The organism is Streptomyces vietnamensis, assembly GCF_000830005.1.
GTDB classification, from domain to species: domain Bacteria; phylum Actinomycetota; class Actinomycetes; order Streptomycetales; family Streptomycetaceae; genus Streptomyces; species Streptomyces vietnamensis.
The window spans coordinates 8,069,671-8,095,743 of the sequence record NZ_CP010407.1 but is presented as its reverse complement, the minus strand read 5'-3'; the positions used below and the strand labels follow the sequence as shown (position 1 = coordinate 8,095,743).

At 72.9% G+C, this 26,073-nt stretch carries 20 protein-coding genes; all 20 read left to right on the top strand.

Features of this window, described 5'->3' with window-relative positions:
- Window positions 1-17 precede the first annotated feature (17 nt).
- From SVTN_RS36090 to SVTN_RS35995, 20 genes are read left to right on the top strand one after another with little or no spacing between them, the layout of a single operon-like run.
- On the top strand, window positions 18-1,334 hold the full coding sequence (locus SVTN_RS36090) for a nucleotide sugar dehydrogenase (RefSeq protein ID WP_041132856.1): 1,317 nt from the start codon (window positions 18-20) through the stop codon (window positions 1,332-1,334).
- The gene (locus SVTN_RS36085; protein WP_078908638.1) at window positions 1,324-2,652 is read left to right on the top strand and encodes a glycosyltransferase family 4 protein; all 1,329 of its coding nucleotides are present in this window, start codon (window positions 1,324-1,326) and stop codon (window positions 2,650-2,652) included. The genes SVTN_RS36090 and SVTN_RS36085 overlap by 11 nt, the downstream gene beginning before the upstream one ends.
- The gene (locus SVTN_RS36080) at window positions 2,649-4,016 is read left to right on the top strand and encodes a YveK family protein (protein ID WP_041132855.1); all 1,368 of its coding nucleotides are present in this window, start codon (window positions 2,649-2,651) and stop codon (window positions 4,014-4,016) included. The genes SVTN_RS36085 and SVTN_RS36080 overlap by 4 nt, the downstream gene beginning before the upstream one ends.
- The gene (locus tag SVTN_RS36075) at window positions 4,013-5,533 is read left to right on the top strand and encodes a Wzz/FepE/Etk N-terminal domain-containing protein (protein ID WP_041132854.1); all 1,521 of its coding nucleotides are present in this window, start codon (window positions 4,013-4,015) and stop codon (window positions 5,531-5,533) included. The genes SVTN_RS36080 and SVTN_RS36075 overlap by 4 nt, the downstream gene beginning before the upstream one ends.
- A gap of 3 nt (window positions 5,534-5,536) precedes the next feature.
- Window positions 5,537-7,471 carry an asparagine synthase (glutamine-hydrolyzing) gene (gene asnB, locus SVTN_RS36070; protein ID WP_041132853.1) on the top strand — a complete coding sequence of 645 codons (1,935 nt, stop codon included), beginning with the start codon at window positions 5,537-5,539 and terminating at the stop codon, window positions 7,469-7,471.
- Between the two features lie 49 nt (window positions 7,472-7,520).
- Window positions 7,521-9,695, top strand: a complete 2,175-nt coding sequence (locus tag SVTN_RS36065; RefSeq protein ID WP_041132852.1) for a bi-domain-containing oxidoreductase — start codon at window positions 7,521-7,523, stop codon at window positions 9,693-9,695.
- Window positions 9,692-11,635 carry an alginate lyase family protein gene (locus tag SVTN_RS36060; RefSeq protein ID WP_041132851.1) on the top strand — a complete coding sequence of 648 codons (1,944 nt, stop codon included), beginning with the start codon at window positions 9,692-9,694 and terminating at the stop codon, window positions 11,633-11,635. The genes SVTN_RS36065 and SVTN_RS36060 overlap by 4 nt, the downstream gene beginning before the upstream one ends.
- Window positions 11,636-11,646: 11 nt before the next feature.
- Window positions 11,647-13,182 carry a right-handed parallel beta-helix repeat-containing protein gene (locus SVTN_RS36055; protein ID WP_041132850.1) on the top strand — a complete coding sequence of 512 codons (1,536 nt, stop codon included), beginning with the start codon at window positions 11,647-11,649 and terminating at the stop codon, window positions 13,180-13,182.
- 1 nt (window position 13,183) lies between these two features.
- Window positions 13,184-14,452, top strand: a complete 1,269-nt coding sequence (locus SVTN_RS36050) for a hypothetical protein (RefSeq protein WP_052499505.1) — start codon at window positions 13,184-13,186, stop codon at window positions 14,450-14,452.
- Window positions 14,453-14,459: 7 nt separating this feature from the next.
- Complete coding sequence (locus SVTN_RS36045; protein WP_041132849.1) at window positions 14,460-15,734, top strand: glycosyltransferase; 1,275 nt, start codon at window positions 14,460-14,462, stop codon at window positions 15,732-15,734.
- Complete coding sequence (locus SVTN_RS36040; protein ID WP_041132848.1) at window positions 15,735-16,970, top strand: class I SAM-dependent methyltransferase; 1,236 nt, start codon at window positions 15,735-15,737, stop codon at window positions 16,968-16,970.
- Entirely contained in the window at window positions 16,967-17,761 is a 795-nt protein-coding gene (locus tag SVTN_RS36035) for a sugar phosphate nucleotidyltransferase (protein ID WP_041132847.1), read from the top strand. Before SVTN_RS36040 ends, SVTN_RS36035 begins: the two co-directional genes overlap by 4 nt.
- Window positions 17,758-18,405 (top strand): PIG-L deacetylase family protein, encoded by a 648-nt coding sequence (locus tag SVTN_RS36030; protein ID WP_041132846.1) that lies wholly within the window; start codon window positions 17,758-17,760, stop codon window positions 18,403-18,405. The genes SVTN_RS36035 and SVTN_RS36030 overlap by 4 nt, the downstream gene beginning before the upstream one ends.
- A gap of 3 nt (window positions 18,406-18,408) precedes the next feature.
- Window positions 18,409-19,434 (top strand): NAD-dependent epimerase/dehydratase family protein, encoded by a 1,026-nt coding sequence (locus SVTN_RS36025; protein ID WP_041132845.1) that lies wholly within the window; start codon window positions 18,409-18,411, stop codon window positions 19,432-19,434.
- On the top strand, window positions 19,431-20,711 hold the full coding sequence (locus SVTN_RS36020) for a DUF4910 domain-containing protein (protein WP_041134612.1): 1,281 nt from the start codon (window positions 19,431-19,433) through the stop codon (window positions 20,709-20,711). The genes SVTN_RS36025 and SVTN_RS36020 overlap by 4 nt, the downstream gene beginning before the upstream one ends.
- Before the next feature lie 5 nt (window positions 20,712-20,716).
- A complete protein-coding gene (locus SVTN_RS36015; protein WP_041134611.1) occupies window positions 20,717-22,006 on the top strand; it encodes an MATE family efflux transporter in 1,290 nt (429 codons plus the stop codon).
- Window positions 22,003-22,959, top strand: coding sequence for a glycosyltransferase family 2 protein (locus SVTN_RS36010; RefSeq protein WP_041132844.1), 957 nt, complete (start codon window positions 22,003-22,005; stop codon window positions 22,957-22,959). The genes SVTN_RS36015 and SVTN_RS36010 overlap by 4 nt, the downstream gene beginning before the upstream one ends.
- Window positions 22,956-24,155 (top strand): polysaccharide pyruvyl transferase family protein, encoded by a 1,200-nt coding sequence (locus SVTN_RS36005; RefSeq protein ID WP_052499504.1) that lies wholly within the window; start codon window positions 22,956-22,958, stop codon window positions 24,153-24,155. Before SVTN_RS36010 ends, SVTN_RS36005 begins: the two co-directional genes overlap by 4 nt.
- The gene (gene rfbC, locus SVTN_RS36000; RefSeq protein WP_041132843.1) at window positions 24,152-24,703 is read left to right on the top strand and encodes a dTDP-4-dehydrorhamnose 3,5-epimerase; all 552 of its coding nucleotides are present in this window, start codon (window positions 24,152-24,154) and stop codon (window positions 24,701-24,703) included. The genes SVTN_RS36005 and rfbC overlap by 4 nt, the downstream gene beginning before the upstream one ends.
- Window positions 24,704-24,710: 7 nt before the next feature.
- On the top strand, window positions 24,711-26,045 hold the full coding sequence (locus tag SVTN_RS35995; RefSeq protein WP_041132842.1) for a glutamate-1-semialdehyde 2,1-aminomutase: 1,335 nt from the start codon (window positions 24,711-24,713) through the stop codon (window positions 26,043-26,045).
- Window positions 26,046-26,073 lie beyond the last annotated feature (28 nt).

Genomic DNA, 26,073 nt, shown 5'->3' with positions numbered 1-26,073 from the left:
GGGGGGAGGAACGGGTCATGAGAATCAGCGTGTTCGGGCTCGGCTACGTGGGCTGCGTGTCGGCCGCGTGCCTGGCCGGCATGGGGCACGAGGTCATCGGGGTGGACGTGAACCAGGTCAAGGTCGACCTGGTCAACGACGGCAAGGCCCCGGTGGTGGAGGAGCGGATCGGCGAGCTCGTCGCCGAGGTCGTGGGGACCGGCGCGCTGCGCGCCACCCGCGACGTCCGCGAGGCGATCATGGGCAGCGAGGTGTCGCTGGTCTGCGTGGGCACCCCTTCGGAGCCCAACGGCAGCCTGTGCACCACCTATCTGGAGCGGGTCACCGAGGAGATCGGTGCCGCGGTGGCCGAGCGAGGCGGACGGCACACCGTCGTCTTCCGCAGCACCATGCTCCCGGGCACCTGCCTGAACCTGCTCGTGCCGATCCTGGAGAAGTACGTCGGCGGTACGGCCGGGGTGGACGTCGGGGTCGCGGTCAACCCGGAGTTCCTGCGCGAGGGCACGAGCGTGAAGGACTTCTTCGACCCGCCCAAGACCGTCATCGGCGAGCTCGACCCGGCGAGCGGCGACGTGGTGGCGGCGCTGTACGAAGGACTGCCCGGCGAGGTGTTCCGGGTGCCGATCCCGGTCGCCGAGGCGATCAAGTACGCGGACAACGCCTTCCACGGCCTCAAGATCGGCTTCGCGAACGAGCTGGGCGCGGTCTGCCAGGCGCTCGGGGTGGACTCGCACCAGGTGATCGACGTGTTCCTGGCCGACCGCAAGCTGAACATCAGCCCCGCCTATCTGCGGCCCGGCTTCGCCTTCGGCGGCTCCTGCCTGCCCAAGGACCTGCGCAGCCTGGTCCACGCGGCACAGCGGGCCGACGTCTCGGTGCCCATCCTCTCCCACGTACTGCCCTCCAACGCCGACCATCTGCAGCGCGCGGTGGAACTGGTCGAGCGCACCGGGAAGCGTCGGGTGGGCCTGTTCGGTCTCTCCTTCAAGCCCGGCACCGACGACCTGCGCGAGAGCCCGCTCGTCGAGCTGGCGGAGCGGCTCTTCGGCAAGGGGTACGACCTGCGGATCTACGACCCCAATGTGAACCTGTCCCGGCTGCTCGGCGCGAACCGCGAGTACATCGAGACCCGGCTGCCGCACCTCGCGCAGCTGCTCGCGGACTCCGTCGACGAGGTGCTCGACCATGCCGAGGTGTGCCTGGTCGGCACCAAGGACCCGGCCGTACTGTCCGCGCTGCCGCACGGCGACAGCCCGGTGATCATCGATCTCGTCCACCTTCCCGACGCCGACGCGCGGCGGGCCGAACCGGGGTACATGGGTCTTGCTTGGTAACACGAAGCCGGGTGGCACGACGCCCGGTGGCACGAAGCCCGGTGGCAGGAGGCGGGCCAGGCGCGCGCTGATCCTGGTGGAGAACCTGTCGGTGCCGTTCGACCGGCGGGTGTGGCAGGAATGCACGACGCTGCGCGACGCGGGCTGGACGGTGGACGTCATCTGCCCGCAGGGAAGCAAGCGGGACACGGAGCGGGAGGTGGAGATCGACGGGGTGCGGATCCACCGCTACCCGCTGCAGGCGGCCACCGGAGGACCGGCCGGATACCTCAAGGAGTACGGATCGGCGCTGTGGCACACCTTCCGGCTGGCCCGGAAGGTCGGCCCGGTCCACGTGGTCCACGCCTGCAACCCGCCCGACCTGCTGTTCCTGCCCGCGCTCTGGCTGAAGCGGCGCGGGACGCGGTTCGTCTTCGACCAGCACGACCTGGTGCCCGAGCTGTACCTGTCCCGGTTCGACCGCGGCAAGGACCTGCTCTACCGCGGCGTGTGCGCGCTCGAACGGATGACGTACCGGGCCGCGGATGTCGTGCTCGCCACGAACGAGAGCTACAAGGACGTCGCGGTGCGCCGTGGCGGCCGGCGGCCCGAGGACGTGTTCGTGGTGCGCAGCGCGCCGGACGTCGACCGGTTCCACCCCGTGCCGCCCGAGCCGGAGCTGAAGCGCGGCAAGCCCCATCTGCTGTGCTACCTCGGCGTCATGGGCCCGCAGGACGGCGTCGACTACGCCCTGCGCGCCCTCGCGAAGCTGCGCGACGAGGTCGGGCGGACCGACTGGCACGCGGTGTTCGTCGGCGGCGGCGACACCTTCGACGCGATGGTGGAGCTGTCCCGGCAGCTGGGGCTCTCGGAGCAGGTGGAGTTCACCGGGCGGATCCCGGACGCCGATCTGGTGCGCTACCTGTCCACCGCCGACGTGTGCCTCTCCCCCGACCCGCACAATCCGCTCAACGACGTGTCGACCATGAACAAGGTCCTGGAGTACATGGTCATGGGCCGGCCGATCGTCTCCTTCGACCTCCGGGAGGCGCGCGTCTCCGCCGGTGACGCCGCCGTCTACGCGCCCGCCAACGACGAGTCCGAGTTCGCCCGGCTGGTCGGGCAGCTCCTCGACGACCCGGAGAAGCGGGAGCTCATGGGCAAGACCGGTCAGGAGCGGATCGGCGGGCCGCTGTCCTGGCCGAACTCCCAGCGCGCACTGCTCGACGCCTACGCTGCCGCCTGCCGTCCCCACGCTCCGGCGTCGGCGGACGACACGGAGGCGAACGACACGAAGGCGGACGACACGGACCGGGAAGGGACGAGGCCGCTCCGTTGAGCGATGACACCATACGTCTGGCCACGGTCGGGCGGATCCTCCGTCGGCGACGGCGGCTTCTCACCATCCTCGTCGTCGTGGGCGCGCTCGTCGGGTACGGCACCTCGCTGCTGTTCCCGCCGCGCTACACGACGTCGGCGTCCGTCCTGCTGCCGGGCGCGTGGGAGGAGCGCGAGCTGCGGACCCAGGCGGAGGTCGCCACCAGCTCGGTGGTGATCGACCGCGTGGCGTCCGCGCTCCACTGGACGGGGGTCGGCACCACCGAGCTGAAGGAGCGGGTGACCGCCAAGACCTCCGAGGGAAACATCATCGAGATCTCGGGCACCGCCGACACGCCCGAGCGCGCACAGCAGCTCTCCGACCAGGTGGCCGAGCAGTTCGTCGCCTTCGCCGCGCGGATCGTGGGCGACAACGCCGACCCCGAGGCGGCGGCGCGGCTCGAGACCCTGCGGCAGACGGTCGCGCAGGCCGGCCGCCGCATCACCGAACTGGCCGACGCGGCCGGTACGGGGCGGAGCGTGGAGAGCGTGCAGACCCGCACCGAGCTGGAAGGGCTGCGGACCTCGCTGCAGGAGTCCATCGAGAAACTGGGCCAGGCCGACCCCAGGTCGAGCAAGGCCCACATGGTCGTCATGGGCCCGGCGGCCCGGCCCACCGGCGAGGCGCCGCCGACGCGGGAGCAGCTCGTCGCCGCCGGGGCGCTGCTGTTCTTCCTGGTCGCGGTCATCGGTCATCTCACCGCGGCGCGGATGAGCCGCCGGCTGCGCACCGAGGGGGAGATCGCCGGGGCGCTTGGCGTGGCGCTCCTCGGCACCGTCGACGTGCCCTCCGACCGGCACGCGCACCGGCCGGAGGGGCGGGGCCCGCGGACCTGGTTCCGCCGGCTGCTCGGCACCGACGTGCGGTGGGACGTCCCGGCCCCGCGGACCTCGGGCGACGAGGCCGGGCGGCAGATCCGCTACCGGCGGGTGTGCGCCCGTCTCCGGGACCGGCTGCCGGCCCCCCGGCCGCTGCTCGTCGTCGTCCCGGACGGCGACCCGATCGCCCGCCGGGCCGCCGGGGAGCTCGTCGCCGAGGCCGGAGGCGACCCCGCGCTGCGGATGGTGGGCGTCTCGGTGTCCGAGCCGATGGTGCCGGACCGCGACGACGCGTCCGGCGCCCTGGTCGTGCTCAGCGCGGGCCACTGGACGGCCGGTGAGCTCGCCGGCATCGCCGAGGCGTGCGCGGACGCCGGGCACGAGGTCGTCGGCGTCGTCCTCGCCGGCACGGTCCGGATCCGTACGAAGCGGTCCGCCGGCCGGCCCCGGGAAGCCGCGACGGCGGCGCCCGCCGTGGGTGCCGACGCGACGGGAGGTTCCGCGTGACGACACGTACGACCGCGGAGTCGCCTGCCGCCGCTCCGCTGCTCGACCTGCACTCCCTGGTGGTGGCGGTACGCAGACGCCGCCGCCTCTGGGGTTCGCTCGCGCTCCTCGGGCTGATCCTCGGCGCGGTGGTGGCGGTCCTGCTGCCGGCGCCGCCGACCGCGATGACGAAGGTCCTCGTCGCCCGCCAGGAGGACCAGCCGAACGACCCCGGAACACTGATCCGGACCGATGTCGCGCTGCTGCAGACCACGCGGATCGCCGATGAGGCCCTGAAGGCCCTCAAGTCCTCGGAGAAGCCCGAGGACTTCATGAAGGACTACGAGGGGCTCGGCCTCACCAACAACCTGCTGCAGATCAACGCGAAGGGTGACAGCGACGCCGAGGCGGTCGCCCGCGTCAAGGCGCTGGCCGACGCGTTCGTCGCGGACCACGTACGGCGGATACAGCAGGCCGCGAACGCCGACGCCAAGGCCCTGCTCGACCAGCGGGACCGGCTGAAGGACGAACTCGCCCAGGTCAACAAGGAGATCGGGGACGAATCGCCGGAGGGCGCGCCGAAGGGTTCCGCGAACGCGGAGTCGCTCTTCTCCCGCCGGGCCGAACTCACCTCGCGGATCTCCGACTTCAGCCAGCGCGCCGAGGAGGCCCGCATCGGCACGCCCCGGCTGATCTCCGGCACGCAGATCGTGGACGACCCGCGCCCGGTCAAGCGCTCCCTGCTCAAGACCCTCGCCAAGGACGCCGGGATCGGGCTGGTCCTCGGGCTCGCCCTGGGGCTCGCGGTGGCGGCCGTCGGCACGGTGGTGGCGGACCGTCCCGTGCTGCGCCGGGAGATCGCGGCGAACCTCGGCGCCTCGGTGATCGCGGAGCTGCCCGGCCGGCCGGACAGACGGTGGCAGCGCCGCCGGACCCGGGCGGCACGGACCCGGCTCACCGCGTCCCTGGCCCGTACGGCGCGCGGCTCCGCGGAGCCGATGTCCCTGCTCGAACTGGGCTGCGCGGGCGGCGCGAGCGCGATCGCCCTGGACCTCGCCGGGGCCCTGGGCGCGGAGGGGCCGGTGGTCGTCGTCGACGGACTGCCGGGACCGGAGCTCGCCGACCGCCGCCCGCGGCCCGGGGACCCGACCGTGGTCGGCCTGGAGCGTGCCGCGGCCGTGGCGCACCAGGAGCGCCGGCTCGGCGTCGGCTCGGTGGCGCCCGGCGCGGCGTGGACCGACCTGCCGTACCTCGGCACGCGGACCGTGCTCGTCGTGCGGGCCGGGCACGGCAGCGCCGCCTGGCTGCACACCGTGGCGCGGCAACTCGCCGACCAGCGCATCCTCGTGCTCGGTGTGGTGCTGATCGACCCCGATCCCCGTGACCGGACCGACGGCACGCTGTGGGACGGGGGGCCGCAGGCCGCGCCGCGCGGCCAGAACGAGGGGCCGGCCCGGCCGAACGGCGCGGGCCGGCGGCGGAGGGAGCGTCTGCCCGTGTGGGTGACGGTCCCGGACAGCGACCAGGAGGCTCGGTAGCACATGTGTGGCATCGCAGGCACGTACCGCTGGCCTGACGGGAAGGAAGTGACCGACCGGCTCACCGAGACCCTCGCCCATCGCGGCCCTGACGGGTCCGGCCGGTACGGCCATCCCGTCGGCGACGGCGAAGTGCACCTGGGGCACCGCCGGTTGTCGATCGTCGACCTGTCCGAGACCGGCGCCCAGCCGATGGTCTCGGACGGACTCGTCCTGACGTACAACGGCGAGCTGTACAACGCGCCCGAGCTGCGGGCCGAGCTGGCGGCGGCCGGTGTGCGCTTCCGGGGCACCTCCGACACCGAGGTGCTCCTGGAGGCCTGGCGGCGCTGGGGCACGGACTGCCTGCCCCGGCTGCGCGGCATGTTCGCGTTCGGGATCTTCGACGAGCGCACCGGTGAGCTGGTGCTCGCCCGCGACCAGCTGGGCATCAAGCCGCTGTTCCTGCTGCGGCGCGGCGAGGGTCTGGTGTTCGCCTCGGAGCTCAAGGCGCTCGCCGCCGTGACCGGCGGATCCCTGGAGGTGGACCACGCGGCCCTGGTGGCCTCGCTGCTCTACTACTGGGTTCCGGACTCGCGGTGCGCGTTCCGCGAGGCGGAGAAGCTGCCGCCGGGGAGCTGGCTGCGGGTCCGGCCGGACGGCCGGGTGGAGCGCGGCCGGTTCTGGCACCTGAAGGACGTCGCCGCCGAGGGCCGGGAGCGGGCGCTGGCCGGTGAGCTGCCGGATCTCGCCGCGATCGTGGAGGAGTCGACCCGGCGTCATCTGCTGTCCGACGTCCCCGTGGCGACCTTCCTGTCGGGCGGGCTCGACTCCAGTTACCTGACGGCGCTCGCGGCCCGCGAGCAGCCGGGGATCTCGGCCTACACGATCGGGTTCCGTGCCGAGGACGCCAAGTTCGAGGCGATGCCGGACGACCTGCGCTACGCCCGGCAGGTGGCCGAGCGGTTCGGCGTCGACCTGCGCGAGATCGAGATCGCTCCGGACGTCCTTGACCTGCTGCCGCGGATGACGTACCACCTGGACGAGCCGATCGGCGACCCCGCCGCGATCAACACCTTCCTGATCTGCTCGGCCGCCCGGGAGGCCGGGGTGAAGGTGATGCTCTCGGGGATGGGCGCCGACGAGCTGTTCGCCGGATACCGCAAGCACCTGGCCAATCTGATCGCGCTGCGCTACCAGCGCGTCCCGCGGCCCCTGCGGAGCGGCCTGTCCAGGGCCGTGGACCTGCTGCCGGTCGCCTCGGCCCGCCGGGGGTACCGGTCGGTGCGCTTCGCGAAGCGGTTCCTGTCCTTCGCCGATCTGCCGGAGGAGACCGCGTTCCGGCGGAGCTACACCATGTACGACCGGGACGAGCTGCTCGGCCTGATCGATCCGGACCTGGCCGGGACGGTCGACGACGTGCTGACGGAGCACGCGGACGTCTACGAGGACAACGAGCTGGACGACTTCGTCAACCGCATGTGCCTGGGCGACTCCCGGATGTTCCTGCCGGGTCTCAACCTCGCGTACACGGACCGGTCGAGCATGGCCGCGTCGACCGAGGTGCGGGTGCCGTACGTGGACGTCGAGGTGGTCAAGGCGGCGTTCACCGTGCCCGGGGACCGCAAGATCGTCGGCCGGCAGGGCAAGGCCGTCCTCAAGGAGGCGGCGACCTCGGTGCTGCCCCGGGAGATCGTGTACCGGCCCAAGGGCCTGTTCAGCGCCCCGCTGCGCGCCTGGATGAGCCGCGACCTGGCCCCGCTGGTGCGCGAGGTGATCCACGACGGCGAGCTCGTCCGCTCCGGCTTCCTGCGCCGCGACGCCCTGGAGCGGCTCGCCGCGGAGGACGCGGCCGGGCACCGGGACCACTCCAAGCATCTGTGGCACGTGCTGACCCTCGAGTACTGGTACCGCGGCGCGACCTCCCGGTCCGGCCAGGGCTCCCCGGCGACGACGTAGAGAACGACCAGAACTCCCCCGCGACGGCGTAGAGAACAAGAGGACTTCGGTGAAACAGGTCGTACAGAACTACAAGAGCGGCGAACTGGCCGTGCTCGACGTGCCGGTGCCGGGGTGCAAGCCGGGCGGTGTCCTCGTCCGGACCGCCTACTCGTTGATATCCACCGGCACCGAGCTCATGAAGGTGTCCGAGGCCGGGATGTCGATGCTCGGCAAGGCCCGCTCGCGCCCCGACCAGGTGGCCAAGGTCGTGCAGAGCGTGGCCACCAACGGGGTGCCCGCCACGTACCGCAAGGTGATGGGCAAGCTGGACTCGTACACGCCGCTCGGGTACTCGCTGTGCGGGGTGGTCGAGCAGGTCGGCGCCGGGATCCACGACGTGAAGGTCGGCGACCTCGTGGCCTGCGCCGGCAACGAGCACGCGCTGCACGCCGAGCTGAACTGGGTGCCGAAGAACCTCTACACCCCGGTGCCGGACGGCCTCGCGCCGCGGCACGCGGCCTTCGGCACCGTCGGGTCCATCGCGCTCCAGGGCGTCCGCCAGGGCGAGCCGCAGCTCGGCGAGGTGGCGCTCGTCATCGGCCTCGGTCTGATCGGGCAGCTGGTGGTGCAGCTCCTCACCGCCGCGGGGGTCCGCGTCGTGGGCGCCGACCCCGACCCGGCGCGCTGCGAGCTCGCCGAGCGCCTGGGCGCCGCGGCCTGCGGCGATCCCGGGTCGGCCTCCGTGGAGGCCGCCGTCGCCGAGCTCACCGGTGGTCACGGGGTGGACCAGGTGTATCTGGCGGCCGGTGGCGGCAGCAACCAGCCCGTCGAGCTGGCCGCCCGGCTGTGCCGGGACCGCGGACGGGTCGTCGACATCGGCAAGTGCCGTCTGGACCTGCCGTGGAACGCGTACTACGAGAAGGAGCTCGACGTCCGGTTCTCCCGCAGTTACGGCCCGGGGCGCTACGACCCGGAGTACGAGCTGGAGGGCCGGGACTACCCGATCGGCTACGTGCGCTGGACCGAGCGCCGGAACCTGGCGTGCTTCCTCGACCTCATGGCCCGGGGCAGCGTCGACGTGGAGCCCCTGGTCTCGCACGTCGCCGCCTTCGACGACGCCGTCGAGACGTACCGGTCGCTGAAGGACGGCGAGCTGAAGGCCGTGGCCGTGCTGTTCCGGTACGCCGAGCAGGCGGAGAAGGCCGCGGAGGCGCCGGCGGTGGCCGTGCCCGCGGTGAACGTCAAGCGGACGAAGGCCCGGCCCGCCGGATCGCCGGTACGGCTCGCGTTCGTCGGCGCCGGAAACTACGCCACGTCGATGCTGCTGCCGCACCTGACCGGGCGCGAGGGCGTCGAGCTGTCCACGGTCGTCACCACGACGGCCCTGTCCGCGGCCAACGCCCAGCGGAAGTTCGGCTTCGCCCGGGCCACCACCGACCTCGACGCCGTGCTCGGCGACACGTCCATCGACGCGGTGTTCGTGGTCACCCGCCACAGCTCGCACGCCGACCTGACGAAGAAGGCGCTGCTCGCCGGCAAGGCCGTGTTCGTGGAGAAGCCGCTGGCGCTCGGCGAGGACGAGCTGGCCGGTGTCCTGGCGACGGTGGAGGAGTCCGGCAACGACCGGCTGCAGGTGGGCTTCAACCGCCGGTTCGCGCCGCTGCTGCAGGAGGCGAAGAAGCGGTTCGGTGCCAGGACCGGTCCGGCGAACCTCCGCTACCTGGTCAACGCCGGCCGTCTGGAGCACGGCAGCTGGTACCTCCGGCAGGGCAGCGAGGGCTCGCGGTTCGCCGGCGAGGGCGGGCACTTCGTCGACACGGCGAGCTGGCTGCTCGACGCCGACCCCGTCTCGGTGTACGCGGTGGCCACCCCCGGCAACGAGGACCTCCAGGTCGTCCTGCGCTACCCGGACGGGTCCACCGCCACCATCAGCTACGTCACCACCGGTGCGTCCGGCTTCCCCAAGGAGACCCTCGACCTGGTCGCCGACGGCAAGGTGCTGCGGCTCGACGACTTCGTGCGTGCCTCGGTGTACGGTCCCGAGAAGTGGGTCAGTTCGCGGCTGCCCAAGGCCCGCGACAAGGGCCAGAACGCCGAACTGGCCGCGTTCGTCAGGGCCGTGCGGACCGGCGGGCCGATGCCGGTGCCGCTGGAGTCGCTCGTCGCCACCACGGCGGCCACCCTCGCCGTGCCGGCCGGTCTGGCGGGCGGCGCGCCGGTGACGCTGGAGAAGCGCCGATGACGATGAGCGCGGGCTGGTACCTGCGCCGACTGTCCGCCATGGGGCCGCAGGAGGTCGGCGGCCGGGCGGTCGACGCGGTGCGCAGGCGGCGGTGGCGCACGGCGCGGCCGGACTTCCCGGGCGTGACCGGCGCCCGGTTCACCGCCGTGCTCCCCGCCGGGGCGCTCGACGGGGTGGCTCCGGACGCCGCGAAGCGCCTCGTCGCCGAGGCGGACCGGCTGATGGCCGGGCACGCCGAGTACTTCGGGGTGGAGCGCGACGACCTGGTCGACCCGGACTGGTTCTACGACCCGAAGACCGGGCGGCGGGCCCCGTCGGGGTACGCCTTCGACGTGCCGTACCGGGACGAGGAGACGGTCGGGGACATCAAGCAGATCTGGGAGCCGTCCCGGCACCAGCACCTCACCGTCCTCGCCGCCGCCTACGCGATCACCGGGGACGAGCGGTACGCGGAGCGGGTGGCCGGCCACCTGCGGTCGTGGTGGGCGGCCAACGCGCCGCTGCGCGGGGTGCACTGGACCAGCGGCATCGAGCTGGGCATCCGGCTGCTCTCCTGGGTGTGGGTCCGCCGGCTGCTCGACGGCTGGCCGGGCGCGGCCGCGCTGTTCGAGGAGAACCCGGTGGCGCTCCGCCAGGTCTGGTACCACCAGCGCTGGCTGGCCGCGTTCCCCAGCCGGGGTTCTTCGGCGAACAACCACGTCATCGCCGAGGCCGCCGGGCAGTTCGCCGCGGCCTGCGCGTTCGACTGGTTCCCCTCCTCGGCGCGCTGGCGGGAGGACGCGCTGCGGTCCCTCGACCGGCATCTGCGGAGCAACACCTTCCTGTCCGGCCTCAACCGCGAGCTGGCCTCCGAGTACCACGGCCTCGTCCTCGAACTCGGCCTGGCCGCGCTGGCCGAGGCGGACGCCGCCGGCGTGCCGGTGCCCGCGACGGTCCGGCTCGTGCTGCTGCGGATGACCGACGCGCTCGCGGCCGTCGTGGACGGCCGGCTGCGGCCGCCGCGCCAGGGGGATTCGGACGACGGCCACGGACTGATCGTGGACGGCGCGGGCACCGACCGCTGGGGCTCGCTCCTCGCCACCGGCGACGCCGTGTTCGGCCGGCTCGCCTGGTGGCCGGAGGTGACCGGCACCGATGTGCGCACCCCGCTGCTCACCGCGCTCCTCAGGCCCGCGGAACCGGCCGTGAAGCGGCCGAAGAGCCGACCGGTCCACTTCCCCGACGCGGGCATGACGATCCTGAGGGGTCCCGGAGGGATCTGGGTCCGCTGCGACGGCGGCCCCCACGGCTTCCTGTCCATCGCCGCGCACGGGCACGCGGACGCCCTGTCCGTGGAGGTCCGGCACGACGGGGTCGACGTGCTCGCCGACCCCGGGACGTTCTGCTACCACGGGCAGCCCGAGTGGCGGCAGTACTTCCGGTCGACCCTCGGCCACAACACCCTGCGGCTCGACGGCCGTGACCAGTCCGTCTCCGGCGGTCCGTTCCTGTGGACCCGGCACGCCGAGAGCCGTGTCCTGGTCGCGGACACCTCGAACCCGGAGGTGTCCCGCTGGTGCGCCGAGCACGACGGCTACCGGCCCTCCGTGCACCGCCGCCGGGTGGAGCTGACGGCCGCGAGCCGGGAGCTGCGGGTGGTCGACGAGGTGCGGGGCGACCCGCGCACGGCCGTGGAGCTGGCGTTCCACCTCGGCCCGACGGTCGCCGCCGAGCTGGTGGGGAGCCGGGCGGTGCTCACCTGGACCGTGGACGGCGAGGACCGCTCCGCGGTGCTCGACCTGCCCGCGCAGCTGTCCTGGCGGGCGCACCGCGGCGAGACCGAGCCTCCGCTGGGCTGGTACTCCGCGGGCTTCGGGCGCAAGGAGCCCGCCACCACGCTCGTCGGCACGGGCTCCGCCGACGGCGCGGAGTTCGTCTCCGTACTCGGGTTCCACGGCTAGGGAGGAGGACCTTGGGGATCACGTGGCGGCACCGGGCGGTGCCGGCGGCACTGCTGGCGCTTGCGCTGCTCACGGCGACCGGCTGCGAGAGCGGCACGCCGGACGCGGGGTCGAAGCCGGCCGCCGGCCCTTCGACGTCCGCGTCCGTGGCCGTGGCCCGGGTGTGCGCCGAGCCCGCGGCCGGGCCGGCGCAGGCGCCGGCGGGCGCGGTGACGGTGGACCCCGGGGTCGTCGGTGACCTGGCCGCGAAGACCGAGGACAGCCCCCCGCACACCACGTTCTGGCTGCGGCCGGGCCGGCACAGGCTGGACCCGGGCGAGTACGACCAGGTCCTCCCCAAGGAGGGGAACACGTACCTCGGGGCGCCGGGCGCGGTGCTCGACGGCGCGAAGACCAACGACTACGCGTTCGGCGGCACCGCCCGCGACGTCACGATCAAGTACCTGACCGTGCGGGGTTTCACCGCGCCGCAGGACGAGGGCGTGGTCAACCACGACTCGGCCGACGGATGGGTGATCGAGCACGCGACGATCCGGGACAACTCCGGCGCCGGTCTCATGGCCGGTGCCCGCCAGCAGGTCCGCTCCAGTTGTCTGCGGGACAACGGGCAGTACGCGATGAACGCCTACAAGGCCGGTGACTCCATCAAGGGCCTGGTCGTCGAGGGCAACGAGATCACGGGCAACAACACCGACGACTGGGAGCGGAAGCAGCCGGGCTGCGGCTGCACGGGAGGCATGAAGTTCTGGGCGGTCGACGGCGCCGACGTCCGCGGCAACTGGGTGCACGACAACCGGGGCGTCGGGCTGTGGGCGGACAACAACAACAACGACTTCCTCTTCGAGGACAACGTCCTCGAAGCCAATGACGGTGCCGCCCTGATGTACGAGACCAGCTACAACGCCGTCATCCGGAACAACACGATCCGGCGGAACAACTGGGTCGAGGGCCGCGCGGGCGTCAAGGACGGCGACGACTTCCCGTACGCGACCGTCTACGTGTCCGAGGCCGGCGGCGAGCCGCGGATCCACGCCCGCACGGACAGGATCGAGATCTACGGGAACCTGCTCGAGAACAACTGGTCCGGGATCACCCTGTGGGAGAACGCCGACCGGTTCTGCAACAGCCCGGCCAACACCTCGACCGGCTACTGCACCCTGCTGGTGAAGGACGTCAAGCGCTGCGCGCAGCCCGGGATCGCGACCGCGCCGCTGTACGCGGACTGCCGGTGGAAGACCCAGCGGGTGGACATCCACGGCAACCGCTTCGTCCTCGACAAGTCCGTCCTCGACTGCACGGTCCTGTGCGACCGGATGGCGGTGCTCTCCAACGACGGCACCTCTCCGGACTGGTCGCCGTACAAGGGCGACCGGGTGGCCCGGGCGATCACCCTCCACCAGGACAACCGCTGGCACGACAACGTCTACGTCGGGCCGTGGACGTTCGTCGCCCACGACGCGGGCCGGACGCTCGGCTCCGGGCAGTGGCAGGGCGCGCCGTACCGGCAGGACGCGGACAGCACCTTCCGCACGCAGGACGGTGGTTGAGATGCGTACGGACACCGTGCCGGCGGCCGTCGAGGCGGGCACGGACCACACCCCGAAGGCGGTCGGGACGGCCTGGGCGCTCCTCGCCCTCAACGTGCTCGGCTCCGCCGGGGCGAAGACCGTCGTCCCGATCCCCCGCTCCCTCATCCAGATGGTCACCATGGGAGCGCTGGTCGGCGCGTTCACGCTGGCGCTCACGGTCAACCTCCGGCTGCGGATCCGGCCCAGCGCCTTCGTGTTCCTGCTGACCCTGCTGCTCGTGCCGAGCCTGATCTCCAGCGTGGACGCCGGGGCCGGCGCGCTGTTCCGCTGCGCGCGCCTGGCGCTCTTCGTCGGCACGCTGTGGCTGCTCAGCCGCTGGTGGGACGGCAGCCCGAGGTTCGTCCGGTACCACATCCGCTGGTACTTCGCGGTGCTCGTCCTGGTGGCCGCCGGCCTGGTCATCTCGCCGGGCACGGCCATGCCCGAGTACTACGGCGGGCGTCTCGTGGGGGCGTTGTGGCCGCTGACGCCGCCGCAGATCGGGCAGTACTCCGCGGTGATCATCGGGCTCTCCGTGCTGCTGCTCCTCGGCCGCCGGACCACCGTGGCCGGCGCGGCGGTGGTCATCGTGCCGTCGTTCGTGCTGCTCGCCATGACCCACACCCGGACGGCGACGCTCGGCATGATCATCGGCCTGGTCCTGGCGATCGGCTCCCTGTTCCTGACCAGCGCCGCCGCCCGCCGGTTCTTCGCCTGGGCGGTGCTGTGCGCCGCGGTGGCCGCGGTGGTGTTCGGCTCCGCGCTGCGGACGTGGTTCCTGCGCGGGCAGAGCCAGGAGAACTTCTCCAACCTGACCGGCCGGGCCAAGGTCTGGGACTCCCTCCTCTCGGCGCCCCGGACGACCGGGGACACGGTCTTCGGCCTGGGCCTGGGCGACAAGTCGTGGGACGGGCTGCCGATCGACAACAGCTGGCTGGCCGTCTACAACGAGCAGGGTCTGCTCGGCGTCGCCGTCGTGGCGGCGTTCCTCCTCGCGCTCGGCGGCATCGCGCTGCTGCGGCCGCCGTCGCTGTCGAGGGCCTGCGCGATCTTCCTGATCAGCTACTGCGCGATCTCGTCGTACACCGAGGTCGGTCTCGGCGACGCCTCGGCGTATCTGCTGCACCTGGCCCTGGCCGCCTCGCTGCTCGCGGCGCCCGCCCCGGCCGCGCCGCTCCCGGCGACCGGCATTCCCCGTCAAAAGTCCGACATTCCCCGACGACGCGTCCCTCGATGGGCCCGGAGGTGATCTGAGCATGCATGTCCTGGTGGTGCACAACCGCTACTCCTCGGCGCAGCCGAGCGGGGAGAACAGGGTCGTCGACGAGGAGGTGGGGCTGCTGCGCGCGGCCGGCCACCGCGTCGAGCTGTTCGAGCGGCGCAGCGACGACATCGCCGCCCGGTCCCTGCTCGGCAAGGCCGCGGTGCCGCTGCTCGTGCCGTGGAACCCGGCGGTCCGTACGGAGCTCGCCGCCCGGCTGCGCGCCGAGCGGCCGGACGTGGTGCACGTCCACAACGTCTTTCCGCTGCTTTCGCCCGCGGTGCTCGCCGCGTGCGCCGACGTGGGCGTGCCCGTCGTCGCGACGCTGCACAACTACACGCAGGTCTGCCCGCCCGGCACGCTGCACCGGGACGGCCGGCCGTGCACCGAGTGCGTCGGGTCTGCGGCGTCGCTGCCCGCGATCCGGCACGGCTGCTACCGGAACTCCCGGCTCGCGACGGTTCCGCTCGCGGTCAGCCTGTCGGTCAACCGGCGGCGGTGGTGGTCGGGCGTGGAGCGGTTCTTCTGCATCTCCGCGGCGCAGCGCGACCTCCTGGTGCGGTCCGGCATGCCGGCCGAACGCCTCACGGTGAAGCACAACTTCGTGCCCGACCCGGGCACCGTCCGGACGGGCGCCGGTGAGCATCTGCTCTTCCTCGGCCGCCTCGCGGAGGCCAAGGGCGTGCGGCTGCTCATGGCCGCGTGGGACGAGATCGCCGCGGACGGCGGGGTGGGCGTGCCGCTCGTGCTCGCCGGCGCGGGGCCGCTGGAGCGGGAGGTGACCGCCTGGGCGGCGGGCCGGGACGACGTCCGGTACGCCGGGCTGTACGACCCGGCGGAGGTCCGGAAGGCCGTCGCGCGGTCGGTCGCCGTCCTGGCCCCGTCGATGGCCAGGGAGACGTTCGGCCTGGTGGTCGCGGAGGCCATGGCGGCGGGGGTCCCGGCCGTCGCCGCCGGTCACGGCGGCTTCGTCGAACTCGTCGAGGACGGGGTGACCGGGCTGCTGCACCGCCCGGGCGAGCCCGCCTCGCTCGCGTCCTGCATACGCCGGATCACGGCCGAGCCGGACCGCAACCAGGAGATGGGCCGGGCGGCCCGGCGCCGTTACGAGCAAGGGTTCAGCCCCGCCGTCGGCCTGGAGCGCCTGCTGGAGGAGTACCGCACCGCGATCGCGGGGCGGTCGGGCGGCGGGCACAGCGCGCCGCCGGTGGGGAACGACAACGCCGACTCGCGACGGGTCACCCGCGCGAGCGGAGATGGGGGGAAGTAGATGACACGATGCCGACTCTGCGGTTCGGCCGCTCTGGGGAGCGTCGTCGATCTGGGGGCGACCCCGCCGTGCGAGAGCTTTCTGACCGCGGAGCAACTGGACCGGCCGGAGCCCGCGTACCCGCTGCACCTGCGGGTCTGCACCGACTGCTGGCTCGCGCAGATACCTCCGCTGATCACGCCGGAGGAGACGTTCAAGGAGTACGCGTACTTCTCCTCCTTCTCGACCTCCTGGGTGGAGCACGCGCGCGTGTTCGTCGCCGACGCCGTGCAGCGGGCGGGCCTCGGCCCCGACTCCTTCGTGGTCGAGGTCGCGAGCAACGACGGCTACCTGCTGAAGCACGTCGTGGACCGGGGGATCCGCTGCCTCGGCATCGAGCCGTCGGTGAACGTCGGCGCCGCCGCGCGGGACGCGGGCGTGCCCACGCTCACGGAGTTCCTGTCCCCGGACACCGGTGCGGCCGTCCGCGCCGAGCACGGCCCGGCGGACCTGGTCGTGGCCAACAACGTGTACGCGCACATCCCCGACGTCGTCGGCTTCACGCAGGGCCTCCGGGCCCTGGTGGCCGACGACGGCTGGGTCTCCATCGAGGTGCAGCACCTGCTGACGCTGATCGAGGAGAACCAGTACGACACGATCTACCACGAGCACTTCCAGTACTACACGGTCGCCTCCGCGATCCGGGCCCTCGCGAGCGGCGGGCTCACGCTCGTGGACGTCGAGCTGCTGCCCACGCACGGCGGTTCCATCCGGCTGTGGGCCCGGCCGACCGCGGCGGCCGGCGAACCGTCCGGCCGCGTGGCCGAGGTCCTCGACCGGGAGAAGGCCGCCGGGCTGCAGGAACTGTCCGGGTACGCCGAGTTCTCCGCCCGGGTGGCGAAGGTGCGCCGGGACCTGCTCAAGTTCCTCATCGAGGCGGCCGAGCGCGGCGAGACGGTCGTCGGCTACGGCGCCCCGGGCAAGGGCAACACCCTGCTCAACCACTGCGGCATCCGGCCCGACCTGCTCGCGTACACGGTCGACCGCAACCCCTACAAGCACGGCAGGTACACCCCGGGCACCCGCATCCCGATCCTGCCGCCCGAGCGGATCGCCGAGGACAAGCCGGACTACGTCCTCGTCCTGCCGTGGAACCTGCGGGCCGAGCTGGTCGAGCAGCTGTCCTTCGTGCACGAGTGGGGCGGCCGCCTTGTCTTCCCCATCCCGGAACTGAGCATTGTCGAGGTCGCGCGATGAAGGTCGTACTGTTCTGCGGCGGTTACGGGATGCGGATGCGCAACGGAACCTCCGACGACGTGCCCAAGCCGATGGCGATGGTCGGCCCGCGGCCGCTGATCTGGCACGTCATGCGCTACTACGCGCACTACGGGCACACCGAGTTCATCCTGTGCCTCGGGTACGGGGCCCACCACATCAAGGACTTCTTCCTCAACTACGAGGAGACGACGTCCAACGACTTCGTGCTGCGGGGCGGGCGGACCGAGCTGCTGTCCACCGACATATCCGACTGGACGATCACGTTCGCGCAGACGGGCATCGAGTCGCCGATCGGGGAGCGGCTGCGCCGGGTGCGTCACCACCTGGACGGCGACGAGATGTTCCTCGCCAACTACGCCGACGTGCTCACCGACGCGCCGCTGGACGAGATGATCGACCGGTTCGCCGCGCGCGACGCCGGTGCGTCGATGATGGTGGTGCCGCCGCAGTCCTCCTTCCACTGCGTGGAGTTGGGCGAGGACGGCCTGGTGGGGGGCATCACCGCGGTGGCCGACATGCCGCTGTGGGAGAACGGCGGTTACTTCGTGCTCCGCCAGGAGGTCTTCGACCACATACCGGAGAACGGGGACCTGGTCGCCGACGGCTGCTCGGGCCTGGCCAAGGAGGGCCGTCTGGCGGCGTACCAGCACCGTGGCTTCTGGAAGCCGACCGACACCGTGAAGGAGCGGGCCGCGCTCGACGAGGCCTACGCCCGGGGCGACCGGCCGTGGGCCGTGTGGGAGCGGGACAACGCCGGGGTGGGCGCGTGATCCGGCTCAAGACCGGGCGTCTGGACCGGATCGTCGCGGTGGGGGCGCACTGCGACGACATCGCCATCGGCGCCGGCGGCACCCTTCTGACGCTGTGCCTCGCGCGGCCGGGCATCCGGGTCGACGCGCTGGTGCTCTCCGGCGGTGGCGGCGAGCGGGAGGAGGAGGAGCGGGCCGCGCTCGCCGCCTTCTGCCCGGGCGCCGACCTGCACCTGACCGTCCTCAAGTTGCCGGACGGCCGGATGCCCGTGCACTGGGACGAGGCCAAGGCCGCGGTCGAAGAGCTGCGCGCGGGGACGGACCCGGATCTGATCCTGGCCCCGCGGACCGACGACGCGCACCAGGACCACCGGGGCCTGGCGCAGCTGATCCCCACCGCCTTCCGCGACCATCTCGTCCTGGGCTACGAGATCGTCAAGTGGGACGGCGATCTCGGCCGCATGTCGGCGTACCAGCCGCTGTCGCCGGAGGTCGCCGAAGAGAAGGTGCGGCTGTTGCAGGAGCACTACGCCTCGCAGCGGCACCGGCCCTGGTACGACCGGGAGGCCTTCCTCGGCCTCGCCCGGATTCGTGGCATCGAATGCCAGGCGCGGTACGCCGAGGCGTTCGCCGTCACCAAACTCACTCTCAACCTGGGGGAATGAACCTTGCGCGTACTGCTGACCGGACACCAGGGCTACCTGGGCACCGTGATGGCCCCGGTCCTCGCGGCCGCCGGGCACGAGGTCGTCGGCCTTGACTCCGGCCTGTTCGCGGACTGCGTCCTCGGCCCGTCGCCGGCGGACCCGGCAGGGCACCGGGTGGACCTGCGGGACGTCACGGCCGAGCACGTGGCCGGAGTGGACGCCGTGATCCACCTGGCCGCGCTGTCCAACGACCCGCTGGGATCGCTGGCGCCCGACCTCACCTACGACATCAACCACCACGCGTCGGTACGGCTCGCCCGCCTCGCCCGCGACGCCGGGGTACGGCGCTTCCTGTACGCGTCGACCTGCTCCGTCTACGGCGCCGCCGGCGGCGACGAACTGGTGGGCGAGGACGCCCCGCTGCGCCCGGTGACGCCGTACGCGGAGTCCAAGGTGCGGGTGGAGGACGACCTGCACGCGCTCGCCGACGGCGACTTCACCCCGGTGTACATGCGCAACGCCACCGCCTTCGGCTACTCGCCCCGGCTGCGCGCCGACATCGTGCTGAACAACCTGGTGGGCCACGCCCTCCTCTCCGGCGAGGTGCTCGTCCTCTCCGACGGCACCCCCTGGCGCCCCCTGGTGCACGCCGCCGACATCGCACGGGCCTTCACGGCCGCGCTGACCGCGCCGCGCGAGGCCGTGCACGACCGGGCGTTCAACATCGGCAGCGAGGCCAACAACGTCACGGTCGCCGAGATCGCCGAGCAGGTCGCCGAGGCGGTGGACGGCGCGAAGGTGCGGATCACCGGGGAGAACGGCGCCGACCCGCGGTCGTACCGGGTGGACTTCTCCCGGTTCCGCGCCGCGATCCCCGGCTTCGACTGCGAGTGGACGGTGGAGCGGGGCGCGCTCGAACTCGCCGACGCATACCGGAAGCACGGGCTGAGCCGGGAGGACTTCGAGCGGCGCTTCACCCGCCTCGCCGTGCTGCGCTCGGCGTCCGAGACCGGTTCCGTCGACGACACCCTGCGGTGGCGCCGATGACCGTGTCCGATCCCGGCAAGGAGATGCACGCGCTGGTGGAGCGGTTGTACCCGCTGTGCCGGAGCATCACCGGCGACGGTGTGCGCGCCACCCTGGACATCGTCGGCGAGTACATCCCGCTGCAGGTGCACGAGGTGCCGACCGGGACCCAGGTGCTCGACTGGACGGTGCCGCAGGAGTGGAACATCCGGGACGCGTACATCGCCGACCCTGCGGGCAACCGGGTCGTCGACTTCGCCGCGTCCAGCCTGCACGTGCTCGGCTACAGCGTGCCGGTGGCGGCGACCATGCCGCTGGCCGAGCTGCGCGAACACCTGCACACGCTGCCGGAGCACCCGAGTTGGGTGCCGTACCGCACCAGCTACTACAAGCCGGAATGGGGGTTCTGCCTGGCCCAGGAGACCCTGGACGCGATGCCGGACGGCGAGTACGAGGTGCGCATCGACTCCACACTCGCCGACGGCCACCTCACCTACGCCGAGCACGTGGTCCCCGGACAGGTCGCCGACGAGGTGATCGTCTCCTGCCACGTCTGCCACCCGTCGCTGGCCAACGACAACATGGCCGGCGTCGCGGTGGCGGTGTTCCTGGCCCGGGAGCTCGCGGAGCGGAAGCCGTACCACACCTACCGGTTCCTGTTCGCGCCCGGCACCATCGGGGCGATCACCTGGCTGGCCCGCAACGCGGAGCGGATCGACCGGGTCAAGCACGGCGTCGTGCTGGCCTGCGCGGGCGACCGGGGCAGCCTGACGTACAAGCGGAGCAGGCGCGGCGACGCGGAGATCGACCGGGTGATGCAGTACGTCCTCGCCGCCTCCGGACGGCCGCACAGCATCAACGAGTTCACGCCGTACGGCTACGACGAGCGGCAGTTCTGCTCGCCCGGGTTCGACCTCGGGGTGGGCTCGCTCACCCGGACCCCGTACGCCGGCTACTCCGAGTACCACACCTCGGCGGACAACCCGGACTTCGTCTCCCCGGAGGCGATGGCGGACACGCTCGCCGTCTGCCGCGAGGCGTTCGCCGTCCTCGACCGCAACCGGCGGTACGTCAACCTCAGCCCCTACGGCGAACCGCAGCTGGGCCGGCGCGGGTTGTACGACGCGCTCGGCGGCCGCAGCGACACCAAGCAGGCCCAGATGGCCATGCTCTGGGTGCTCAGTCTCTCCGACGGCGAGCACAGTCTGCTCGACGTCGCCGAGCGGTCCGGACTGCCGTTCGACACCGTCGCCGCCGCGGCGGACGCCCTGGGCGCCGCCGAACTGATCAAGGCATGACGCCGATGACCACCGAGGAGGAGAAGACGACGACACCCGCCGGGTCCGCCCGGCGGGCCGTCGTCGGCCGCCTGTCCTGGGGCCTTGCCGACCAGGCGGCCTCCAGCATGAGCAACTTCGCGGTGGGTGTCTACGTGGCGCGCTCGCTCGGGCCGACCGCGTTCGGCGTGTTCAGCCTGGCCTGGGTGACGTACGGCGTGGTGCTCGGCGCCTCCCGCGGCCTTGCCACCGACCCGCTGATGGTGCGGTTCAGCGCCGTGCCGGAGGCGTCCTGGCGCGCGGCGGTGGCCCGGTCGTCGGGCGCCGCGCTCGGCCTCGGCACCGCCGTCGGCGCGGTGTGCCTCCTGGTCGGGCTCGCCCTCGGCGGCAGCGTGGGGCCGGCGTTCGCCTGCCTGGGCGTCGTCCTGCCGGGACTGCTGCTCCAGGACGCCTGGCGGTTCGCCTTCTTCGCCGCCGGCGCCGGGAAGAAGGCGTTCGTCAACGACCTGGTGTGGGGCGTCGCGCTCGTCCCCGCCATGGTCGTGGCGGACCGCGTGGGCAGCGTGGCCGCCTTCGTGCTCGCCTGGGGCGGGTCCGCGGCGGTGGCCGCGGGCTACGGCTCCCTCCAGTCCGCCATCCGGCCCCGGGTCGCGCAGGCCCGCGGCTGGCTCCGCGAGCAGCGCGATCTCGGCTACCGCTACCTCGTCGAGAACAGCAGCCTCAGCGGCGCGGGCCAGCTGCGGGCGTACGGGCTCGGCGCGATCGCCGGCGTCGGCGCGGTGGGCGCGGTCCGGGGCGCGGAACTCCTGCAGGGCCCGTTCCTCGCCCTCCTCATGGGCCTGTCGCTCGTCACCGTCGCCGAGGCGGCCCGGGTGCTGCGGCAGGCCCCGCACCGGCTCGGCCGGTTCTGTCTGCTGCTCGGCGGCGGGCAGGCCGCCGCCGCACTGCTCTGGGGCGCGGCGCTGCTCCTCGTACCGGACCGGCTCGGCGAGCTCGTGCTCGGCGGCGTCTGGCACTCCGCCTCGGAGCTCATCGTGCCGGCCACGCTCAGTGTCGCGGGCGCCGGCCTCGGCACCGGCGCGGCGGCCGGGCTGCGCGCGCTCGGCGCGGCCCGGCGCAGCCTGCGCGCCCAGCTCTTCGCCTCCGTCTGCTACGCCGGCGGCGGGCTCGGCGGGGCGGTCGTGGCCGGCACGGTCGGCTCGGCCTGGGGCGTCGCCGCCGCGACCGTCGGCAGCTCGGCCGTGTGGTGGCTGCACCTGCGCGCCGGCCGGCGCGAGCACCACGTGAACTCGATCCCCGAAGTGAGGACCTCATGACCGCCCGACCCAGGCTGACCGTCGGCCTGCCCGTGTACAACGGCGAGGAGTACCTCGCCGAATCGCTCGACGCCCTCCTCGGCCAGACCTACGGGGACTTCGAGCTGGTCGTCTCCGACAACGCCTCGACCGACGGGACCCAGGAGATCGCCCGCGCGTACGCCGCGCGGGACCCGCGCGTCCGGTACATCCGGCTGCCCCGGAACATCGGCGCCACGCCGAACCACAACCGGGTGTTCGCCGAGTGCCGCACCGAGCTCTTCAAGTGGGCCTCGCACGACGACCTGTACGCCCGGGACCTGCTGCGGCGCTGCGTGGAGGCGCTCGACGAGCGGCCCGAGGTGATCCTCGCCCACGCCGACCAGGCCGTCATCGACGAGGACGGCCAGGTGAAGGTCCCGTACGACTACAAGCTCGCCACCGGCTCACCGAAGGCGCCGGTGCGTTTCCGCAGCATGCTGTTCGAGCCCGGCGGCGACGACTTCTACGGGGTGATCCGGGCCGATGTGCTGCGCCGGGTGAAGCCGATGGACAGCTACCACCACGCGGACCGCACCTTCGTCTCCGAGATCGGCCTGCACGGGCCCTTCCACCAGGTGCCGGAGCTGCTGTACTTCCGCCGCGACCACCCCACGCGCGCCGAGCGGGCCAACCCGTCCAAGCGCTCCCGGTGCGTCAACCTGGACCCGCGGCGGGCCGGCCTGCTGCACCCCACGCCCCGGCTGCTCGCCGAGTACGTCTGGGGCTTCATCGACGCGATCCGGCGGGCGCCGCTGTCCGCGGCCGACCGGCGCGCCTGCTACCGCCACCTGGTCGAGTGGGCGGCCAGCCGGGCCCGGCCGAGCGCCGGCGAGCGGGTCGAGGACCGCGCGCCGGTCGACCCGGCCCTCCTCACCGTCTCCGTCGACGCGCTCGTCGCCGGGCGCGAGGGCCGTGCGGGGAGGAAGGCGTGACGCCGGTGCGCGTCGGGGTCTTCGGCCTGCTCGGCTCCGGAAACCTCGGCAACGACGGATCGCTCGAAGCCGTGCTCGGGTACCTGCGCGCCGAGCACCCGGAGGCGGTCGTCGACGCGCTGTGCGGCGGCCCCGAGGCCGTCACGGCCACGTTCGGGATCCCCGCGACGCGGCTGCACTGGTACCGCGGGGAGTACCGGACCGCCTCGCGTGCGGGCGCGGTCGCGGGGAAGGGCCTGGGCAAGCTCGTCGACGCCTTCCGCACCGCCGCCTGGGTGCGCCGGCACGACGTGGTGATCGTGCCGGGCATGGGCGTCCTGGAGGCCACGCTGCCGCTGCGGCCGTGGGGCTTCCCGTACGCGCTGTTCCTGCTCTGCGCCTCCGGGCGGCTCCTTCGCACCCCGGTGGCGCTGGTCGGCGTCGGTGCCGCGCCGATCGTCGACCGGCCGACCCGGGCCCTGGTGCGCTGGTCGGCGCGCCTGGCCGCGTACCGCTCGTACCGGGACGCCCAGTCCCGCGACGCCATGCGGGCGATGGGCGTGGACACCGCGCGCGACGAGGTCCACCCGGACCTCGCCTTCTCCCTGCCGGCGCCGCCGGCGAGCGCCCCCTCGGGCCCGCCGGGCGTGGTCTGCGTCGGCGTCATGGCCTTCCACGGGGGCAATGACGACCGCGCCCGGGCCGAGGAGATCCACCGGCGCTACCTCGACGGGACGATCCGCTTCGTCCGTGCCCTGGTCGAGGACGGCAGGCCGGTCCGGCTGCTCACCGGCGACGAGGTCGACCGGCCGGTGGTCGCCGCGATCCTCGACGCGGTGGACTCGCCGCTGGTCACCGCCGCCGAGACGTCCTCCCTCGCCGATCTGATGAAGGAGATGGCGGCCGCCGACAGCGTGGTGGCGATCCGCTACCACAATCTGATCTGCGCGCTGAAGACCGGTACGCCGGTGCTCGCGGTCACCTACGCGGCGAAGAGCGACGCGCTCATGACCGAGATGGGCCTCGGCGCGTACTGCCACCCGGCGCGCGAGGTCGACGCCGACCGGCTGCTCGAACAGTTCCGGGACCTGGAGAAGCGGTCGACGGAGCTGCGGCAGACCCTCGCCGACCGGAACCGGGCCGCGGCACGGCAACTGGCCCACCACTTCACCACCTTGACGACGACCCTGTTCCCCGCGTACCGGAAGGCCTCATGAAAGCGACCGAAGTCCCGGAGATCACCGGCGCGTTCCTCTTCGAACCGACGCCGTACGCCGACGAGCGCGGCTTCTTCTGCCGCACCTTCGACGTCGACGTGGTCCGCTCGGTGGGCCTCGACCCGTACGCCTTCGTCCAGGACAGCGTGTCCCGCTCGGTCCGGGGCGTGCTGCGCGGCATGCACCTGCGCTCGGGCGCCGGCGAGGCCAAGCTGGTGCGCTGCTCGTACGGGAGGATCTTCGACGTCGTCGTCGACCTGCGGCCGGACTCGCCGACCTACCGGAACGTGGCCACCTTCGACCTGTCCGGCGAGACGCAGACGACCCTGTACGTCCCGGCGGGGTGCGCGCACGGCTTCCAGGCGTTGACCGAGACCGCCGACACCTCGTACCGCATCGACCGCCCGCACGATCCGGCCGAGGACGTGACGATCGCCTTCGACGACCCAGAGCTCGCCATCCCCTGGCCGCTGCCGGTCACCTCGATGTCCCGGCGGGACCGGGAGGCACCGAGCCTCGCCGAGGCCCTCAAGCAAGCAGAGAAGTGAGATCAGCATGGACACCGAAGACACCGGAGAGCTCCTCCTGCCCCGCTCGCGGCAGGCGAACGAGCGGCTGCACGCCCTGATCCCCGGGGGCGCGCACACCTACGCCAAGGGCGACGACCAGTACCCCGAGCACCTGGCCCCGGTCATCAGCCACGGCAGCGGTGCCCATGTGTGGGACATCGACGGCAACCGGTACATCGAGTACGGCTCCGGCCTGCGGTCGGTCAGTCTCGGCCACGCCCATCCGCGCGTCCTGGAGGCGGTGCGGCGGGAGCTCGACCGCGGCAGCAACTTCGTCCGGCCGTCCGTCCTGGAGGTCGAGGCGGCGGAGCGGTTCCTGGCCACGGTGCCGACCGCCGAGATGGTGAAGTTCGCGAAGAACGGCTCCGACGTCACCACCGCCGCGGTGCGCCTCGCCCGCGCCGTCACCGGGCGCCCGCGGGTGGCGATCTGCGGCGACCATCCGTTCTTCTCCGTCGACGACTGGTTCATCGGCACCACGCCGATGTCCGCCGGCATCCCGGCGTCGACCAACGAGCTCACCGTGGCGTTCCCCTACGGGGACCTGGTCGCCACGGAGGAGCTGCTCACCCGGTACCGGGACGAGGTCGCCTGTCTGATCCTCGAACCCGCGGGCCAGACCGAGCCCCCGCCCGGGTACCTCGCCGGCCTGCGCGAGCTGGCCGACCGACACGGCTGCGTCCTGGTCTTCGACGAGATGATCACCGGCCTGCGCTGGTCGGAGGCGGGTGCCCAGGGGCTGTACGGCGTCGTCCCCGACCTCTCCACGTTCGGCAAGGCGCTGGGCAACGGGTTCGCCGTCTCCGCGCTCGCCGGGCGCCGCGAGCTGATGGAGCGGGGCGGGCTGCGGCACTCCGGCGACCGGGTGTTCCTGCTGTCCACCACGCACGGTGCGGAGACGCACTCGCTCGCCGCCGCGATGGCCGTGCTCACCACCTACGTCGAGGAGGGCATCACCGCGCGGCTGCACGCCCTCGGCGAGCGGCTGGCCGCCGGTGTCCGCGAGGCGGCGGCCGGCATGGGCGTCGGTGACCACATCGTCGTACGGGGCCGGGCCAGCAACCTGGTCTTCGCCACCCTCGACGGGAACGGGCGGCCTTCGCAGGAGTACCGCACCCTGTTCCTGCGCCGGCTCCTCGCGGGCGGGGTGCTCGCCCCGTCGTTCGTGGTGAGCAGCGCGCTCGACGAGGCCGACATCGACCGCACCGTCGAGGTGGTGGCCCAGGCGTGTGCGGTGTACCGGAAGGCGCTGGACGCCGGGGACCCCACGCCGTGGCTGGCCGGGCGGCCGGTGAAGCCGGTGTTCCGCCGCCTGGCATGAGGTCATGAGGTGACGTGACGTCGGCGGT